Origin of the sequence: Aeromonas sp. JL9 (assembly GCF_024436075.1) — a bacterium.
Taxonomy (GTDB): Bacteria; Pseudomonadota; Gammaproteobacteria; order Enterobacterales; family Aeromonadaceae; genus Aeromonas; species Aeromonas veronii.
This window is the reverse complement of record NZ_JANFNV010000014.1, coordinates 1-16,395: the sequence shown is the minus strand read 5'-3', so window position 1 is coordinate 16,395 and position 16,395 is coordinate 1. Positions and strand designations below refer to the sequence as shown.

Below are 16,395 nucleotides of genomic sequence, written 5' to 3'. Positions count from 1 at the left end.
GCTGGGCCAGCATCATTGCTGGCCTTTCAGATTAAACGGGCGAACATAGGGCAACAGCTCGGTATCCAGGGTGACGCTGCGGCCACCGGTACCTACGCTGCCAAGTCCCTTCATTTCAAACTGCAGACCAATGACTTTTTCCGAAGTGGGCTTCAGGGTGACGTTGTCCGGCTGATTGTGCCACTCCAGGCTCATGTTGATGCTCCAGCAGCAGGAGTCGTATTTGACACCGATCTTGCGGTCAATGTTCACATCCTGCTTGATGTCACGGTAGTAACCGCCATACATCTGCCACTGATCGGCGATTGGCGCCATCATCACCAGGCCCGCCTGGCTCAGATCTTCTGCCAGCGCCGTGTTGGTCGGATAGCGATAGTCCAGGTTGCCATCCTTGATGTAGCGGTAGTTGACCTGAGTGGTCAGCTTGCCGGTCCGGTACTCGACTGCACCGTTGCCAGCCGTAAATTCACCCTCGGAGGTATCGTATTGGGTCCCCGCGTGGGCAAACCACTCATCGGTGATCCGGGCATCCCCCTCGAACGAGAGCAGGGAGCGGGCGTTGGTGCTTTCCGGATTTGAAGGGTAGAGGCGCACCTTGGGTGGTGTCATTTCGAAGGCCTGGGCCACCGCCAGACGCAACCGTTCATCACCCACATTGTCATAGACCCGGCTGGTCAGGCCAACGGTGACCCGGTTGGCATCGCTGATGCGGTCGAGACCGGCAAAGCGGCGATCACTGAACAGGCTGTAGTAATCCTGACGTGTGGTGGTGGAGTCGTAGATCCCGATCTCGTCCTGGTTTTTATAAGGGATATAGAGATACTGGAACTCGGGCTCCAGGGTCTGGGTGCCCTTGCCATCATACCAGTCGAGCGGCCGATCGAAGTTGACGCCCCCCTTGAGGCGGAAGGAGGGCAGAGTACGGGTAATGGTGCCCTCTTTCAGGGTCAGCTGTTTGCTGTCTGCATCGGTGAAGCGGCTGCGGTCCTGGCTAACCAGATTATCGGGTACCTCCTGGTTGTAGGAGGTAAACATCAGCTTGTACTGACTGGTCAGGTAGTAACCCGGTGCATCCACCAGGGGCACGGTCAGGGTTGGCGCCAGATGCAGGCGGGTGGCGGTATAGCGCTCACCTGCTTGCAGAGTGGCGGCACTGCCACTGTCATAGCCAAACTTGGTTAGTTCACTGTTCCATGCCAGATCGAACCACTTGCCTTGCTGATAGTAGTTGTAGTCGATACGCGGCAGCATCTCGTGGGGCAGCAGCGCATATGGGCTCAGGATCTGGTAGCGGCGCACCTCGGAGGTGAGGTTCCAGTTAGGCTGGTAATAGCCGGCGGTAAAGGATTGCTGCAACTGGCTGTCGACCTGAGTGCCCACTTGCGGGCTGAAGTCGTTGAAATAGTTGTAGTCCTTGTCGCGCACCTGGGTGTAGTCGATGCCAAAACGCAGGCTGCCATCCATCAGGGCGGAGCTGTGACGGACGTTCATCAGGTAGCGATGGCCATCGGACAGGCCAGCCAGACTCGGATTGCTCGGGCTGTACTGCTTGTCATCCGCCAGATTTTCAAAATAGAGGGTGCCGGTGTGGGCTGGGTCCGGCATGTAGCGGAACTCCACCTGTTCCATCAGGCCGCGTTTGTCCATAAAACGGGAGGTGATGGTGGCATCATAGTTGGGGGCAATGTTCCAGTAGAAGGGCTGGGTGATATCCATGCCGTTGCTGGAGCTTTGCTTGTAACCCGGGTAAAGCAGACCGGTCTTCCGCTCATCCTTGATGGGGAAGTTGATATAGGGGAAGTAGAACACCGGGTAGTCATAGAGCCAGAGGCTGGCGTTCCAGGCTTCGCCGAACACCTCTTTCTGGTCGATGTCGATACTGCCCGCCTTGAGGGTCCACACTTCCTGACCGGGGGGACAGGTGGTGTACTGGGCCCCCTCCATGGTGATGTTCTGGTTGTTGTTGGTCATCACCACGCGCTTGGCAAAGCCGCGCACCGGTGAGCCATGCACCTGATACTTGCCCTCTTCCAGTTCGGAGTTCTTGGTATCCAGGTTGGATTTGAGGGTCTTGTCGCTGGTGACGGTCACCTGACCGTCGTTGTAATAGATGTTGCCGATGGCGATGACATCCCGGCTCTTCTGGTCGAGCTGGGCATAGTCGGAGTCAAACTTGCGAACACCCTGACGAACCTTGACGTCACCTTCATAGACGGCGGTGCCGCCCTGTTTGGCCTCGAGACGGTCAGCATCAACCTCGACCGGCTGTGCGTTGGCATCCTGATCCGATGCAGGCTTCTCTATCTTGGGAACATAGTCATAGCAGAGACTATCGAGAATGCCGGTGGCTGGCGGCGCTTCGAACGGGGCCGCCTGCACCATCATAGGGGTGAGTGCGGGGGCCAGGCTGATAGTCAGGGCGATGGGATAGCGGTACCCCAGTGTCCATTTTGTCATGTGAAAGACTCGTGCAATCCGTGATAGATACGGTTGATCCAAGGCATGCATTTTACGACAGGTTTCATCGAGTTGACATTGCATGTCATTGCTTTATGTTAGCCGGCAATGATAAAGCATTATTGCGGCCAGGGCTAACAGCCAAGTGCTGCTTTCCACCTTGGTCCTCTACTTATGCACGATCGCGATTCCCTGCTATTGCAGTGGGCACGCCGTATTTCCGGTGATGCCACTCTCACGCTTACCCTCATTTCCGGTGATGCCAGCTTCCGCCGCTACTCTCGTGGTGGTGGTCTGGTGTGGGTGGATGCCAATCCGAAAACCGAAAAAAATCATGAGTTTGTTCGTAACGCTGCTGCCTTGCAGGCGCGTCAGCTGTTGGCGCCAGAGGTGAAGGCGGTGGACTACGAACAGGGGCTGCTGGCGGTCAGCGATCTGGGCGATACTCAGCTGATCAGCTGCCTGAACGAGCAAAACGTGCTGGCCTGGTATGGCAAGGCGATCGATCTGTTGCCGACACTGGCGGCGGTGGATCTGGCGCTTGAGCCCTTCGATGCCGCCTTTATGGCGCGGGAGAACAGCATTTTCCCCGAGTGGCTGCTGGGTCATCATCTGCAGCTGACCCTGAGCCATGAAGAGCAGCAACTGCTGGACGAGACCTTTGCCTGCCTCACCGCCTGCAATCTGGCTCAGCCGCAAGGGGTCATGCACCGTGACTTCCACAGTCGCAACCTGATGGTATGTGGCGGTGATACCCCCGAGAGCAGCCGGCTGGCCATCATCGATTTTCAGGATATGGTCATCGGGCCGCTTACCTATGACTTGGTTTCCCTACTGAAAGATTGCTACGTACGCTGGCCGGACGAGGTGATCGATGAAGGGATGCGCCACGGCTTTGCCACCCTGCAACAGGCGGGTCTGCTTGGCGAGCTCGATTATGCCAGTTTCCGTCGTGATGCCGACCTGACCGGCATGCAGCGCCACCTCAAAGCGGCCGGAATCTTTACTCGGCTCTATCATCGCGACGGCAAGTCCGGCTATCTCAAGGATATTCCCCGTACCCTCGGCTACGTGGTGGATGTCTGTCGCACTCATGGTGGTGCCTATCCGGTATTGGCCCGTTTTGGTCAGTGGTTGGAGCAGGTGGTGTTGCCGGGGATCGCCAATGCAGGAGTTAAATCATGAAGGCGATGATCCTGGCCGCTGGCCGTGGCGAGCGGATGCGCCCGCTGACTGACCTGCTGCCCAAGCCTCTACTGGCGGTGGGGGGCAAGCCGCTCATCGTTCATCACATCGAAAAACTCAAAGCCGCCGGGGTGACCGAGTTGGTCATCAACCACGCCTGGCTTGGCCACAAGCTGGTTGAGAGCCTGGGTGATGGCCGTGCGCTTGGCGTGACCATCTACTGGTCAGCCGAGGAAAGCGCACTGGAGACCGCGGGCGGCATTGTGCAGGCGCTGCCGCTGCTGGGCTCTGAAGCCTTTTTGGTGATCAACGGCGATACCTGGCTCGATCTCGATTATCACACTCTGGTCAGCCAGCCCCTTGGCGATGATTTGGCCCACCTTTGGCTGGTGCCCAATCCGCCCCAGCACCCGAATGGGGATTTTGCCCTGCAAGAAGGGCGAGTCGTGGATACGCCAGCGTTTACCTTCAGCGGGGTCGGACTATATGATCCGGCGGCCTTTGCCGGTCTCGCGGGCGGCGCCCGCAAACTGGCGCCCCTGCTCCGTGACTGGATGGCGCAAGGGCGGGTGGGCGGCAGCCTGCTCGCTGGCGAGTGGCGCGATATCGGCACGGTCGATCGACTGCGCGAGCTGGATGACCAGCTCCAGACCCGCACTCATTAACTTCAAGAGGTCTTGAACCATGCGTATTTGGGGTAAGGTGCTGGGCGCCTTCTTCGGTTTTCTGCTCGGCAATATCATCGGCGCCCTGATTGGCCTCTGGATCGGCCACCGTTTCGACCGTGGCATGGGGCTGCAGGGGGCGTTTCGTCGCGGTCCGAGTCAGGAGCAGCAAGCCGTCTTCTTCCATGCCACTTTCTCGGTGATGGGTCACATCGCCAAGTCCAGCGGCCAGGTGACCGAACAGGAGATCCGGGTTGCCTCCAACCTGATGGATCGGATGCGGCTGGCGGGCGAACAGCGTGCCCGGGCGCAGGAGTCGTTTCGTCTCGGTAAGGAGGCCGACTTCCCGCTGCGCGAGACCCTGGCCGAGTTCCGCCGTGCCAGTCTGGGGCAGCGCGATATCCTGCGCTTCTTCCTTGAAGTGCAGTTGCAGGCGGCCTTTGCCGACGGGCGGGTGGAGGAGGGCGAGCGCGCCATTCTTCATACCATTGCCGACGAGCTGGGCTTCAGCCGCATCGAGCTGGCCCGCATTCTGGCGATGGCCGAAGCGCAGATGAACTTCTTCAATCAGGCTCATGGCCAGTATCAGGGGGGCCATTCCGGTGGCCAGCAGTATCGGCAGGCGGCACCCTCGGCGGATCGCCTCAAGAATGCCTACCAGCTGCTGGGGGTGAGCGAGAGCGACAGCGATCAGGATATCAAGCGCGCCTACCGCAAGGAGATGAGCAAGCATCACCCGGACAAGCTGGCCGCCAAAGGGCTGCCGCCGGAGATGATGGAGATGGCCAAGGAGAAGACCCAGGAGATCCAGCAAGCCTGGGAGTGGATCCGCGAGGCCCGCGGCATCCGGTAAGTGCCAACGTCGGATTGGAACAGACAATAAAAAGCCCCGCAGCAGTGCGGGGCTTTGTTTTGTTGTTTTATCCGGGCTGGCTTACTTGGCCGGAATCGCTTCCAGCACGTGCACCAGCAGTTGCCAGAAACGCTCGACCGCCGGGATATGTACCTTCTCGTCAGGGGAGTGGGCACCGCGGATGGTCGGGCCGAAGGAGACCATGTCCCACTCCGGATAGGCGCTCTTGAACAGACCGCACTCGAGGCCAGCGTGGATCACCATCACGTTGGGCATGGTGCCGAACAGGGTCTGGTAGCTATTGCGTACCAGCGCCATGACGGGGGAGTCCACGTTCGGCGCCCAACCCGGGTAGGCACCGGTGAATTCGCAGCTGGCGCCTGCCAGGGTGAACAGGGAGCGGGTCATCTGCTCGATGCTCTCGCGGCCGGAGTCGATCAGGGAGCGGATCAAGCACTGGACGTACACTTCGCCATCCTGAGTCTTGATGACCCCCAGGTTGGTCGAGGTTTCGGTCACGCCGGGCATGGCATCGCTCATACGCATCACGCCGTTCGGGCAGGCCATCAGGGCATCCAGCAGGCGCTGCTGCAGGGAGACGCTCATCAGCTTGGCCGGTTTAGCGGCGCTGTTGACCAGCACGGTCAGGTTCGGCTCGGTGGCGGCCAGTTCGGTCTGGTAGATCCCGGTGTAGCGGTCAACCAGCGCCTTGAACTCGTTTACGCTGGCAGCAGGCACCAGCAGGGTGGCACGGGCTTCGCGCGGGATGGCGTTGCGCAGAGTGCCGCCGTGGATCTCGGCCAGACGAACACCCATCGGCTCGGCTGCTTTGAGCAGACGCACCAGCAGCTTGTTGGCGTTGCCACGACCGCGATGGATATCGCAACCGGAGTGGCCGCCACGCAGCCCTTTTACGGCCAGCTCGAACGCTTCGCCTTCGCTGGCGTCAACCAGCTCGAGCGGGAAGCGGATATTGGCATCCACACCGCCAGCGCAGCCCATATAGACTTCGCCATCCTCTTCGGAGTCGGTGTTGAGCAGAATTTCGCCCTCCAGCCAGCCCGCTTCCAGACCGAATGCGCCGGTCATGCCGGTCTCTTCGTCTGTGGTCAGCAGCACTTCCAGCGGACCGTGCTTGATGGTCTTGTCAGCCAGCACAGCCAGGCAACCGGCCATGCCGATGCCGTTGTCGGCACCCAGAGTGGTGCCACGGGCAGTGACCCACTCGCCATCGACATAGGCATCGATGGGGTCGGTCGCGAAGTCGTGTTTGGTGTCGGCGTTGGCCTGCGGCACCATGTCGATGTGGGCTTGCAGTACCACGGCTTTGCGGTTTTCCATCCCCGGGGTGGCCGGTTTCTTGATGATGATGTTGCCGACCTTGTCCTGCTTGACCGCCAGACCTTCTCCTTGAGCCCATTGGATGATCCAGGCGCTCAGTTTGGCTTCATGTTTGGAAGGGTGGGGAATGGAGCAGATCTGTTCGAAGAAATGCCAAATCAGTTTGGGAGAGAGAGAGCTAAGCTGTGCCACGTCGGGACTCCTTACCAGCACGGAATTAACAGGGCCCCATCAGCGGGCCGGGGAAGAGGATAACGATAATACAGTCAATCACACAAAAATGTGAGTAATCAGCGCAAATCGCAGGCAGCTTGTGCTGGCTGATGGCAACCAGGCAGTACGATCGTCAGGTTCGGACGACGCTGACCAATAGAAAAGAAAATGTGTGACCGATCTCACAAAAATATTGAATTTAATGCACCGACTGGTAAATTAGCTCCCGTGGTTCGCCACCCGTCAGGATGACGATGAAAGCCTCCAGGGAACCGAAGCAAAGCAAGTGCGCCTCCATGGAACCGAGTGTTCGTTCAAGGATTTGAGCCCGCATTAAAGGTACGTAACTTGTTAAGCAATCAGGAGTTTCAATATGCCAGGCAGCAACTCAACCTATTGGTTTGCCCCCTCTTTGTATACCCAGGGTTTCAGCTACCCTAACCCCTTCGTCACTCGTCGCTAAGACGAGCTGCCCAACCAGGCAGAGGCGAGAAAGCAGCAGGTGCGTGAGGTAAATCCTCCCCCTGCTATTTTTTTATCTGCGATTTGCCGCACAGCCCATTTGGACTCGGCAGCAGGGACGGCAGGTTAGTCGTTTGGCGCTCTAGATGTGCCGAATGGAGAGGGTGATGCCGATTTTTCCTGTTTTTGGCATACGTTTGCCAGGCATTTTCTCTGCAAACGGTGTTATCATATCGGCCCAACAGCCTGTCCGCGGTTTGGACACATCATCTAACCGATCGCCGGATAAGCCCATCTTGCTTCCATTGTTATCAGATTTGCTGCCGAGGCTTAGCCCTGAGGCAGCCGAAGTGCAATCTGAATTCAGTCGGGCAAGGGCCGCCATTTACTGGCATCCGCAGGGAGAATTGCGGGTGTTGTTATTTTAAGTGATTGTTTTTAAATAACTATTCGAGATCGATAACATGCCGAAAAAGTTCTATGTGTCGTGGGACAACCTGCAACGTGAAGCTCGCCGTCTGGCCCGTCGTCAGCTGCCTGTCAGCCAGTGGAAAGGTATCATCGCGGTCAGCCGTGGTGGTCTGGTGCCCGCAGCCCTGATGGCCCGTGAACTTGGCATTCGTAATGTGGAAACCCTCTGCATCTCCAGCTATGACCATGACAGCCAGCGCGAGCTGGTGGTCGTGAAGGCTGCCACCACCGCCGGTGACGGCGAAGGCTGGCTGGTGGTGGAAGATCTGGTGGACACCGGCACTACCGCCAAGGCGATCCGCGAGCTCTATCCGAAAGCCAAGTTCATCGCGATTTTTGCCAAGCCGATGGGCGAAGCGCTGCTGGACGATTTCGAAGTAGCGATCCCGCAGGATACCTGGATCGAACAGCCGTGGGATATGGCACTGGAGTTCGCCACACCGATCTGCGACGAAAAGTAACGGGATCGGGATGTGACGCTCGCTGCGTCCATTGGTCGCAACCGGCAATAATGGTTTCACAGGGCTCCAATTTGGAGCCCTGTTTTTTTGTGTATCAATCTGTTGCAGGGTGGCTGATGGGCAGTAAAAGTGGTTAAGATGAGCTATTGCCTGATATGAATGGGACACTATCTTGGACTTGAACGAAGACCTAAACCTGACCGAACAGCTCTTTACCCGCGTCAAGAAGGTATTGGAAACATCCGAGATCTCCAACTCCAGTGCGGCTGATCTGGCGCAAGCCGAGTCAGACGAGATGTTTATCGACGGATCCATGTCAAAGAGCTGGTATCGCCTGCTGCGTCGCCCCTCCTGGACTTGGCAGGGGGCAGACCCCATCGAAGTGGAGCAGACCCTGGCCCGCATCGCCATGGCGACCGGCGAGCGCACCCACGATTGCTATCTCGATACCATCAAGGGCTATGTGCCCGGCAACTGGATCTACGAGTGGAGCCAGGTGGCTGGCAACTATTTCAAGCAGGGCCGCGAACTGCGCGAGAAGGGTGATCCTTCTGGCGCCCTGAAGCAGCTGCTCAAGGCGGTGCGCTACTACTCCATCGCCAGCTATCCCCATCTCAAGGATGACGAGCTGGCGGATCAGGCCCAGCTGCTCGGTAACATGGCCTATCGCGAGGCGGGTCGCCTGTTCAAGGTGCCGCTCAAAGAGATCCAGGTGCCTTTTCGCGGCAAGCATATTCAGGGTTATCTCCACCTGCCGACGACCGAAAAACCGGTGCCGCTGGTGATCATCAGCGGCGGGATCGACTCCCTGCAGCTCGATTTCCTCAACTTCTATCTCAAACGGCTCGAGCCCAACGGTATCGGCATGCTCTCCCTCGATATGCCCGGGGTTGGCTATGCCGAGCATTGGCCACTGGTGCAGGATACCAGCCGTCTTCATCAGGCGGTGCTCCATTACCTCTCCGAAGTGGCCTGGGTCGATCATCAGCGTATCGCCATGGTGGGAATGCGTCTGGCGGGTAATATCGCAGCCAGACTGGCCTTTATCGAACCCTTTAAGCTGCGCACCGTGGTTTGTGTCGGCGCCGGTGTCAATCAGGTGTTTACCAATCAGGAGCTGTTTGCCAAGTGTCCGCGCATGATGCGGGACAGTCTGGCCAACCGGTTGGGGGCGGATGCGGCGCAGTGGGACGGCATGCGTACCAAGTGCCAGGTTTTTTCACTTAAAACACAAGGATTACTGGGGACTCGCACCTCAGTGCCGATATTGAGTATTGGACACAAGCGAGATTTTATTTGTCCCGAGCAGGATGTACGGGCATTGGCGGCGGCCAGTCGTAACGGCAAGGCCATCGTATTCGACAAACAGCCTTTGCTGGAGGTGTATGACAAGGCACTGGACGAAATCGTCGAGTGGCTGAAACAGCATTTGTGTACCTGATATTGCGCTAAAGAACTGACGCCATCCCAAGGTGGCGCGGCTTGTTTAACAGGGAGGTTAACATGTCTGAAAGAGTGACCTACAAGCGACTGCTGAGGCAGTTTGCTGCCATTGGCCCCTATTTGCGCGAAGATCTCTGCGAAGAGGGGCATTATCGTTTCGACTGCCTGTCGGTCTGTGTCAGCGCCAAGCCGGCGCCGGACAAACGGGAGTTCTGGGGCTGGTGGCTGGTGCTGGAGCAGGACGATCACCACTTCCGTTACCACTATCAGCTCGGTTTCTACAATGCTGATGGTGAGTGGCTGGACAAGCCGATCCCCAAGAAGCACCAGGTAGAAGTGGAGCGGACCCTCAACCGTTTCTACAAGCTCATCAGCGACAAACTGACGGCACTGGAGTGCCAGTTAGCGCCAGCGGATCAGGTCACCAATGAGTTGACCGTGACCGCTGCTTGATCCCTGATGCCCGGTGAGCAGCATCCCGCTGTTTGCCGGGCCATCAGTCAGCCATCTTCCCTACCGCCCGCAATCATCCGGGCATTTGCTTCATCTCCTCACCCTGGCGTTAATTGCCTTGCAGGGCTCCATAGCCGTGGGTATAAAGATATTCCTTACTTTTTAGCCTTTATGCTCCCATGGAAAACAGAACCATAGTCGTCAAGTTGGGCACCAGCGTGCTCACAGGGGGGTCTTCCCAGCTCAATCGTGCCCATATGGTCGAGCTGGTCAGACAGTGTGCGGCCTTGCACCGTCACGGCCATCGAGTCGTGGTCGTCACATCAGGGGCTATCGCCGCCGGGCGTGAACATCTGGGCCACCCGCCACTGGCGCCAACCCTGCCCAACAAGCAGATGCTGGCGGCGGTTGGTCAGACCCAGCTTATTCGGGTATGGCAGGATCTGTTCAACCTCTATGGCTTGCATATCGGCCAGATGCTGCTGACTCGCGCCGATCTGGAAGATCGGGAGCGTTATCTCAACGCCCGCGACACCATGCGCACCCTGCTTGATCACAGGATCATTCCGGTCATCAACGAAAACGACGCGGTGGCGACCGCCGAGATCAAGGTCGGCGACAACGACAACCTCTCCGCGCGGGCCGCTATTCTGGCGGATGCGGATCTGCTGATCCTGCTGACCGATCAGAAGGGGCTCTTTACCGCCGATCCGCGCACCAATCCGGACGCCCAGCTCATTGAAGAGGTGCAGACCATCGACGATACCCTGCGCTCGTTGGCGGGTGACAGTGTCAGCGGCCTTGGCACCGGCGGCATGGCTACCAAGCTGCAGGCCGCCGATGTGGCGCGCCGCGCTGGTGTCAACGTGGTGATCGCGACCGGCCAGATGCCAGAGGTGATCGGCCGTCTCGCCAAGGGCGAGCGGATTGGCACCCTGTTCCCGGCGCTGGCCTCCCCGCTGGAAGGGCGCAAGAGCTGGATCCTGGCAGGCCCGCCCCCTCACGGCGAAGTACATGTGGATCAGGGGGCTGTCGCCGCCATGAAGGATAAAGGCTCCAGCCTGCTGCCCAAGGGGATTGTCGCCGTCAAGGGCGACTTTATTCGAGGCGATGTGGTGCGCATTCTTGATCCCAAAGGCGCCGAGTTGGCCCGCGGTATCTGCCGTTACGACCATCTGGAGCTGGATAAGCTGCGTGGCGTCCACTCGGATCAGATTGAACAGGTATTGGGCTATGGCTACGGCTCTGTGGCCATCCATCGAGACGACATGGTGCTGCTCTAATCAGGGCGGCACGGCATGAACAAAGGGAAATGAGATGAGTCTGGAGAAAATGGGGCAGGCGGCCCGAGAAGCCGCCTATCAGCTGGCTACCATCAGCACGGCGCAGAAGAATCGGGCGCTGGCCGCCATCGCTGACGAGCTGGAGGCGCGCAGTGAGCAGATCCTCGCGGCCAACGACAAGGATATCGCGGCAGGCCGTGAGGCTGGGTTGTCAGAGGCGATGCTGGATCGCCTGCTGCTCAATCCGGCCCGGCTGGCCGGGATTGTGGCAGATGTGCGCAAGGTAATTACTCTGGATGATCCGGTCGGTGCCGAAATGGATAGCCGGGTGCTGGAAAATGGCCTACGGCTCTCCCGTCGTCGGGTGCCCATCGGGGTTATCGGCGTCATCTACGAGGCGCGCCCCAACGTCACCATCGATATTGCCAGCCTCTGCCTCAAGACCGGCAATGCCAGCATACTGCGCGGCGGGCGCGAGACCTTCCACTCCAATCTGGAGCTGGTGCGGGTGATCCAGCATGCCTTGGTGACCTCCGGCCTGCCCGAGGCGGCGGTGCAGTATATCGACAACCCGGATCGTGCGCTGGTCGGCGAGTTGCTGCGCCTCGACCGCTATGTGGACATGATCATCCCCCGCGGCGGTGCCGGCCTGCACAAGATGTGCAAGGAGAACAGCTCCATCCCGGTCATCATCGGCGGGTTCGGTATCAGCCATATTTTCGTCGACGAGAGTGCCGATCTGGTGCGCTCTCTGGCGGTCATCGACAACGCCAAGGTGCAACGCCCCTCCGCCTGCAACGCCCTCGATACCCTGCTGGTACACGAGAAAGTCGCTTCGACATTCCTGCCGCAGCTGGTGACGCTGATGAACGAGCGCAAGGTGACGCTGGTGGCCGCGCCCAACGCTATGGCGCGGCTGGCGGGTGCCGACAACCTGTGCGAGGCGGGGGCGGAGGATTTCGATACCGAGTGGCTCGGGCTGACCCTGGGGGTCAAGTTGGTGGCGGATGTGAACGAAGCGCTGGCCCATATGCGCGAGCACAACGCCGGTCACTCCGATGCCATCCTGACCAACGATCTGGCCAACGCCGAGCGTTTCGTCAATGGGGCCGGTTCGGCGGCTGTCTATGTCAACGCCTCTACCCGTTTCACCGATGGTGGCCAGTTTGGTTTGGGGGCCGAGGTGGCGGTATCGACCCAGATGCTGCATGCCCGTGGCCCCATGGGGTTGACCGAGCTCACCAGCTACAAGTGGGTAGGGCAGGCCGATTACCTCAGCCGCGCCTGATAACCGGTTGTGTCAGATACAAAAATGCCGACCACAGGGTCGGCATTTTTTTCGCTGGCATCGCGCCGATACCACGCAGTGCACTATCCCTCGGGGTTATTCCCCGTGATAGAGCACCTTGTCACCGGACTTGAGCACATAACCCTTCCAGATAAAGAGGGTGTAGCCGCTGCCCTGCCACGACCAATTGCCCTCCGCACCTTGACGGGTCAGCAGGTGCTGCTCGCCGCTTGGTAGATGCAGTTCGGCCTGCGTCTGGTCGGCATTGAACATCACGAAGGCGCTGCTGGTCTGGCTGGCATCGGTTGGATTGAGCCGGATACCCTCTTCAAAAAGGCGCACACATTTGCCTGTGAGCGCTGACCACTGATAGCCCGCACTGCCGATACAGCCGTGGCTGTCACGATCGCCGCCCACCAGATGTTGTTCCGGTGTACTGCATGCCGCCAGCAGCAGAGAGGCGGCCATCAGGGTCAAGGTGCGCATGGTTACTCCTGCAGATCCCGTTCGATGACGATGTTGGAGAATCCCAACTCTTTGAAGTAGTTCTCCTGATAATCCTTCACGCTTTTCTTGTCGCGGCGACAAACCTGAGCCAGCTGGGCCTCCATGGCGTGAAAACTGGTGAGATCCAGCCCTTCGGCAGCGGCGATGGCGTCGTAGATGCTGCGGAACTTGTCGTTCGCGTAGCCGATCTCTTTGGCCTGTTTTTTATAGGTGTAGGTAATCTTAAAGGCCATCTTGCCCTTCCTTCTTCGATTTGGCTTGCTTGCGCTGGACGTAGAGGTAGAGGCTTTCGACCTTCTCCCGAGCCCAGGGGGTCTTGCGCAAGAACTTCAGGCTGGACTTGATGCTGGGATTATCGGTGAAGCAGCGGATATTGATCTGCTGCCCCAGCTTTTCCCAGCCGTAGTATTCGACCAGCGCGGTGACGATGGCTTCCAGCGTCAGCCCGTGCAGCGGGTTGTTCTTCTGCGAGGCGTTCGGTTGCTCGCTCATGCCTGCCCCGCCAGCTTGGCAAAGGGCTGACCCATGCGGGTGGTGACGCCATTGGCCAGATGGGGTTCAAAACCGGCCAGCATGCCCGGGCCAAACAGGCAGACCACGGTGCTGCCCAGCTTGAACAGGCCCATTTCGGCGCCTTTCTGCAGGGTAATGGCTTCGTCGCCGGTGTAGTCCCAGCGCACCACCTTCTTCTCTTTGGTCGGCGCAATGTTGCCGGCCCAGATGGTCTCGATGCTGGCCACGATAGTGGCACCGACCAGCACCAGCGCCATGGGGCCGTGCGAAGTGCGGAAGGTGGCGACCACCCGCTCGTTGCGGGCAAACAGGCTGGGCACGTTCTCGGCGGTGAGCGGGTTGACGGAGAAGAGATCCCCCGGCACGAACACCATGCTCTCCAGCACACCGTCCAGCGGCATATGGATGCGGTGATAATCCTTGGGCGCCAGATAGATGGTGGCAAAGTCGCCATCCTTGAACGGCGTCACCAGATCCTCATAGCCGCCCAGTAGTTCGCGGGCGCTGTAGTCGTGGCCCTTGGCCTGAATGATGCGACCCTGCTGGATGGGGCCGAGCTGGCTGACGGTGCCATCGACCGGCAGCGCCAGGGTCATGGCATCTTCTATCACGGGGCGGATGCCGGGCTTGAGCTCGCGGGTGAAGAACTCGTTGAAACTCTTGTAGTGGGCCGGACTCTCGTGCAGTGCCTCGCTCATGTCGACCTGATACTGCTTGATAAAGGCCTCGATCACTTTGGTGGTGATGTTGCCCGCTTCGGCGGCGGCAAACTTGCCGATCAGACGGGAGAGGGCGTGCTTGGGCAGACAGTATTGACCGGCAATTTTCAGGTTGTCAGTAATGCTCATGTTCATCATCAACGTAGGTTTATTAGGGTCACAGGCGCGCTTGCTGGCGACCGTGACGGGCTTCCTGCATGGTTTCCAGGATGCGGTGATAGTTGTGGAAGCGATCGGCGCTGATGGCGCCCGCGTCGACCGCGGCGCGCAGGGCACAGCCGGGATCGTCCTTGTGGGTACAGTCGCGGAACTTGCAGCCACCCAGATAGTCGCGGAATTCGACGAAGCACCAGGTGATGCGGTCGGCCTCCAGATGCCAGAGGGCGAACTCGCGGATCCCGGGGGAGTCGATGAGATCGCCACCGCTCGGGAAGTGGTAGAGCCGCGCCGTGGTGGTGGTGTGCTGGCCGAGCCCCGAGTTTTCGGAGATCTCGCCGGTGAGTACATCCAGCCCCGGCATCAGGGCGTTGGTGAGCGACGACTTGCCCACCCCGGACTGGCCGACGAAGATGCTGATCTTGTCGGTCAGGGCTGCCTTGAGTTCATCCAGCCCTTCGCCGCTCTCGCAGCTCACCAGCAGCACCTCGTAATTGAGTTTGCGGTAGGTTTCGAGCTGGCTTTCGATGCGCACTCTGGCGGCATCATCGAGCATATCGACCTTGTTCAGCACGATGAGGGGGCGGATCTCCACATCCTCGGCGGCCACCAGGTAGCGGTCGACGATGTTGGTGGAGAACTCGGGCATCACCGCCGAGACGATGATGATCTGGTCGATATTGGCGGCGATGGGTTTGACCCCGTCGTAGAAGTCCGGCCGGGTCAGTACCGAGTGGCGCGGATGCACCGCCTCGATGACGCCCGCTGTCGCGGCATTGAGGCCGGGACGCCACACCACCTTGTCGCCACAGACCAGACTGCTGATGCTGCTGCGCCGCAGGTTGCTTCGGTGGATGGTGCCATCGACCGCTTCCACGTCTGCGTGCTGACCAAAACGGCTGATCACCACCCCTTCGATGGCGGGGCCAAACAGGGTGTCATCCACCACTGTGGTGTGATCTTTTTGCAGCCGCCGTTCGCGGTTGGCCTGGACGCGCCTTTGTTGACCCAGATTGAGTTTTGCTTTCTTTGCCACTCGATTCGCCAGTTTATGAACAGATCCAAAGCCAGTATGATACATGCAAATTGGCAAAATTCCGCCATTCCTCCCAATAGAGAGAGCAATCATGACAGTCAGCGCGCAGAACCTGGTATGGATCGACATGGAGATGACGGGTCTCGACCCCGAAGAGAACGTGGTACTGGAGATTGCCACCATAGTCACCGACAAGGATCTGAACGTACTGGCCGAAGGGCCGGTCATCGCCATTCATCAGAGTGATGAAGAGCTGGCCAAGATGGACGACTGGAACGTCAACACCCATACCAAGAGCGGTCTGGTGGCTCGGGTCAAGGCGAGCCAGCACGACGAAGCGAAAGCCGTTGCCGAGACCCTCGACTTCATTCGCCAGTGGGTGCCGGAGCGCACCAGCCCGCTGTGCGGCAACAGCATCGGTCAGGATCGCCGCTTCATGGTCAAGCACATGGCCGAGCTGGAAGCCTTCTTCCACTACCGTAATGTCGACGTCAGCACCATCAAGGAGCTGGTACGCCGCTGGCAGCCGGAACTGCTGGATCAGTTCAAGAAGAGCGGCACCCACCAGGCGCTGGACGATATCCGCGAATCCATCGCCGAGTTGCAGTTCTATCGCAGCCACGTCTTCAAGATCTGATTCTCCGGCAAGGGGTTGTCATACTCTGGCTGCTAAAATCGACAGTTCGGCCAGCTTTTGAGCGAACGCGCGCAACCAGACAAAAAAGCCCTTGCAATTGGAATGACTGCTCTTATAATTCGGCTCCCGTACAGTAGCGCAAGCAACCAAATGCTGTACGGCCTGTTTTAAGGTAGTTGCGGGAATAGCTCAGTTGGTAGAGCACGACCTTGCCAAGGTCGGGGTCGCGAGTTCGAGTCTCGTTTCCCGCTC

General features: G+C 59.0%; 16 protein-coding genes and 1 tRNA gene. 10 read left to right on the top strand and 7 right to left on the bottom strand.

Annotated features, from left to right (window positions below; translation table 11 throughout):
- Positions 1-12 precede the first annotated feature (12 nt).
- Positions 13-2,457, bottom strand: a complete 2,445-nt coding sequence (gene lptD / locus NOM06_RS11965; RefSeq protein WP_255911732.1) for an LPS assembly protein LptD — start codon at positions 2,455-2,457, stop codon at positions 13-15.
- A gap of 174 nt (positions 2,458-2,631) precedes the next feature.
- Between lptD and NOM06_RS11960 the strand changes: the two genes are divergently transcribed.
- From NOM06_RS11960 to djlA, 3 genes are read left to right on the top strand one after another with little or no spacing between them, the layout of a single operon-like run.
- Complete coding sequence (locus NOM06_RS11960; RefSeq protein WP_255911731.1) at positions 2,632-3,642, top strand: aminoglycoside phosphotransferase family protein; 1,011 nt, start codon at positions 2,632-2,634, stop codon at positions 3,640-3,642.
- On the top strand, positions 3,639-4,307 hold the full coding sequence (murU, locus tag NOM06_RS11955; protein ID WP_139740053.1) for an N-acetylmuramate alpha-1-phosphate uridylyltransferase MurU: 669 nt from the start codon (positions 3,639-3,641) through the stop codon (positions 4,305-4,307). The genes NOM06_RS11960 and murU overlap by 4 nt, the downstream gene beginning before the upstream one ends.
- Before the next feature lie 19 nt (positions 4,308-4,326).
- A complete protein-coding gene (gene djlA, locus NOM06_RS11950) occupies positions 4,327-5,160 on the top strand; it encodes a co-chaperone DjlA (protein WP_005358354.1) in 834 nt (277 codons plus the stop codon).
- A gap of 81 nt (positions 5,161-5,241) precedes the next feature.
- On the opposite strand, the gene NOM06_RS11945 is transcribed toward djlA, so the two are convergent.
- Complete coding sequence (locus tag NOM06_RS11945; RefSeq protein WP_255911730.1) at positions 5,242-6,693, bottom strand: aminoacyl-histidine dipeptidase; 1,452 nt, start codon at positions 6,691-6,693, stop codon at positions 5,242-5,244.
- 947 nt (positions 6,694-7,640) lie between these two features.
- Between NOM06_RS11945 and gpt the strand changes: the two genes are divergently transcribed.
- The 5 genes from gpt (at position 7,641) to NOM06_RS11920 (ending at position 12,575) form a co-directional block, all read left to right on the top strand.
- A complete protein-coding gene (gpt, locus tag NOM06_RS11940) occupies positions 7,641-8,108 on the top strand; it encodes a xanthine phosphoribosyltransferase (RefSeq protein WP_005339007.1) in 468 nt (155 codons plus the stop codon).
- 172 nt (positions 8,109-8,280) lie between these two features.
- Positions 8,281-9,549, top strand: coding sequence for an esterase FrsA (gene frsA / locus NOM06_RS11935; protein WP_005349360.1), 1,269 nt, complete (start codon positions 8,281-8,283; stop codon positions 9,547-9,549).
- A 62-nt stretch (positions 9,550-9,611) separates the two neighbouring features.
- The gene (crl, locus tag NOM06_RS11930) at positions 9,612-10,004 is read left to right on the top strand and encodes a sigma factor-binding protein Crl (RefSeq protein WP_005341019.1); all 393 of its coding nucleotides are present in this window, start codon (positions 9,612-9,614) and stop codon (positions 10,002-10,004) included.
- A 179-nt stretch (positions 10,005-10,183) separates the two neighbouring features.
- A complete protein-coding gene (gene proB / locus NOM06_RS11925) occupies positions 10,184-11,287 on the top strand; it encodes a glutamate 5-kinase (RefSeq protein ID WP_005338991.1) in 1,104 nt (367 codons plus the stop codon).
- A 34-nt stretch (positions 11,288-11,321) separates the two neighbouring features.
- The gene (locus NOM06_RS11920; RefSeq protein WP_255911729.1) at positions 11,322-12,575 is read left to right on the top strand and encodes a glutamate-5-semialdehyde dehydrogenase; all 1,254 of its coding nucleotides are present in this window, start codon (positions 11,322-11,324) and stop codon (positions 12,573-12,575) included.
- A 96-nt stretch (positions 12,576-12,671) separates the two neighbouring features.
- Here NOM06_RS11920 and NOM06_RS11915 read toward each other — a convergent pair whose 3' ends face one another.
- From NOM06_RS11915 to rsgA, 5 genes are read right to left on the bottom strand one after another with little or no spacing between them, the layout of a single operon-like run.
- Positions 12,672-13,061 (bottom strand): hypothetical protein, encoded by a 390-nt coding sequence (locus NOM06_RS11915; protein WP_159162966.1) that lies wholly within the window; start codon positions 13,059-13,061, stop codon positions 12,672-12,674.
- A gap of 2 nt (positions 13,062-13,063) precedes the next feature.
- Positions 13,064-13,315 (bottom strand): DUF2960 domain-containing protein, encoded by a 252-nt coding sequence (locus NOM06_RS11910; RefSeq protein WP_005338984.1) that lies wholly within the window; start codon positions 13,313-13,315, stop codon positions 13,064-13,066.
- Entirely contained in the window at positions 13,305-13,574 is a 270-nt protein-coding gene (locus tag NOM06_RS11905) for a VF530 family DNA-binding protein (RefSeq protein WP_255911728.1), read from the bottom strand. Before NOM06_RS11905 ends, NOM06_RS11910 begins: the two co-directional genes overlap by 11 nt.
- Positions 13,571-14,443, bottom strand: a complete 873-nt coding sequence (asd, locus tag NOM06_RS11900) for an archaetidylserine decarboxylase (RefSeq protein WP_255911727.1) — start codon at positions 14,441-14,443, stop codon at positions 13,571-13,573. Before asd ends, NOM06_RS11905 begins: the two co-directional genes overlap by 4 nt.
- A 28-nt stretch (positions 14,444-14,471) precedes the next feature.
- Positions 14,472-15,506 (bottom strand): small ribosomal subunit biogenesis GTPase RsgA, encoded by a 1,035-nt coding sequence (rsgA, locus tag NOM06_RS11895; protein WP_167565827.1) that lies wholly within the window; start codon positions 15,504-15,506, stop codon positions 14,472-14,474.
- 91 nt (positions 15,507-15,597) lie between these two features.
- On the opposite strand from rsgA, the gene orn reads away from it, so the two are divergent.
- Together orn and NOM06_RS11885 are read left to right on the top strand one after the other, a co-directional pair.
- Entirely contained in the window at positions 15,598-16,143 is a 546-nt protein-coding gene (orn, locus tag NOM06_RS11890; RefSeq protein WP_201994615.1) for an oligoribonuclease, read from the top strand.
- 178 nt (positions 16,144-16,321) lie between these two features.
- A tRNA-Gly gene (locus tag NOM06_RS11885) sits at positions 16,322-16,394 on the top strand.
- Position 16,395 lies beyond the last annotated feature (1 nt).

Excerpts from the sequence above, each read along its gene's own strand:
- lptD (WP_255911732.1), bottom strand. The coding sequence starts at position 2,457 with ATGACAAAATGGACACTGGGGTACCGCTATCCCATCGCCCTGACTATC.
- NOM06_RS11960 (WP_255911731.1), top strand. The coding sequence starts at position 2,632 with ATGCACGATCGCGATTCCCTGCTATTGCAGTGGGCACGCCGTATTTCC.
- murU (WP_139740053.1), top strand. The coding sequence starts at position 3,639 with ATGAAGGCGATGATCCTGGCCGCTGGCCGTGGCGAGCGGATGCGCCCG.
- djlA (WP_005358354.1), top strand. The coding sequence starts at position 4,327 with ATGCGTATTTGGGGTAAGGTGCTGGGCGCCTTCTTCGGTTTTCTGCTC.
- gpt (WP_005339007.1), top strand. The coding sequence starts at position 7,641 with ATGCCGAAAAAGTTCTATGTGTCGTGGGACAACCTGCAACGTGAAGCT.
- crl (WP_005341019.1), top strand. The coding sequence starts at position 9,612 with ATGTCTGAAAGAGTGACCTACAAGCGACTGCTGAGGCAGTTTGCTGCC.
- proB (WP_005338991.1), top strand. The coding sequence starts at position 10,184 with ATGGAAAACAGAACCATAGTCGTCAAGTTGGGCACCAGCGTGCTCACA.
- NOM06_RS11920 (WP_255911729.1), top strand. The coding sequence starts at position 11,322 with ATGAGTCTGGAGAAAATGGGGCAGGCGGCCCGAGAAGCCGCCTATCAG.
- NOM06_RS11915 (WP_159162966.1), bottom strand. The coding sequence starts at position 13,061 with ATGCGCACCTTGACCCTGATGGCCGCCTCTCTGCTGCTGGCGGCATGC.
- NOM06_RS11910 (WP_005338984.1), bottom strand. The coding sequence starts at position 13,315 with ATGGCCTTTAAGATTACCTACACCTATAAAAAACAGGCCAAAGAGATC.
- NOM06_RS11905 (WP_255911728.1), bottom strand. The coding sequence starts at position 13,574 with ATGAGCGAGCAACCGAACGCCTCGCAGAAGAACAACCCGCTGCACGGG.
- asd (WP_255911727.1), bottom strand. The coding sequence starts at position 14,443 with ATGAGCATTACTGACAACCTGAAAATTGCCGGTCAATACTGTCTGCCC.
- orn (WP_201994615.1), top strand. The coding sequence starts at position 15,598 with ATGACAGTCAGCGCGCAGAACCTGGTATGGATCGACATGGAGATGACG.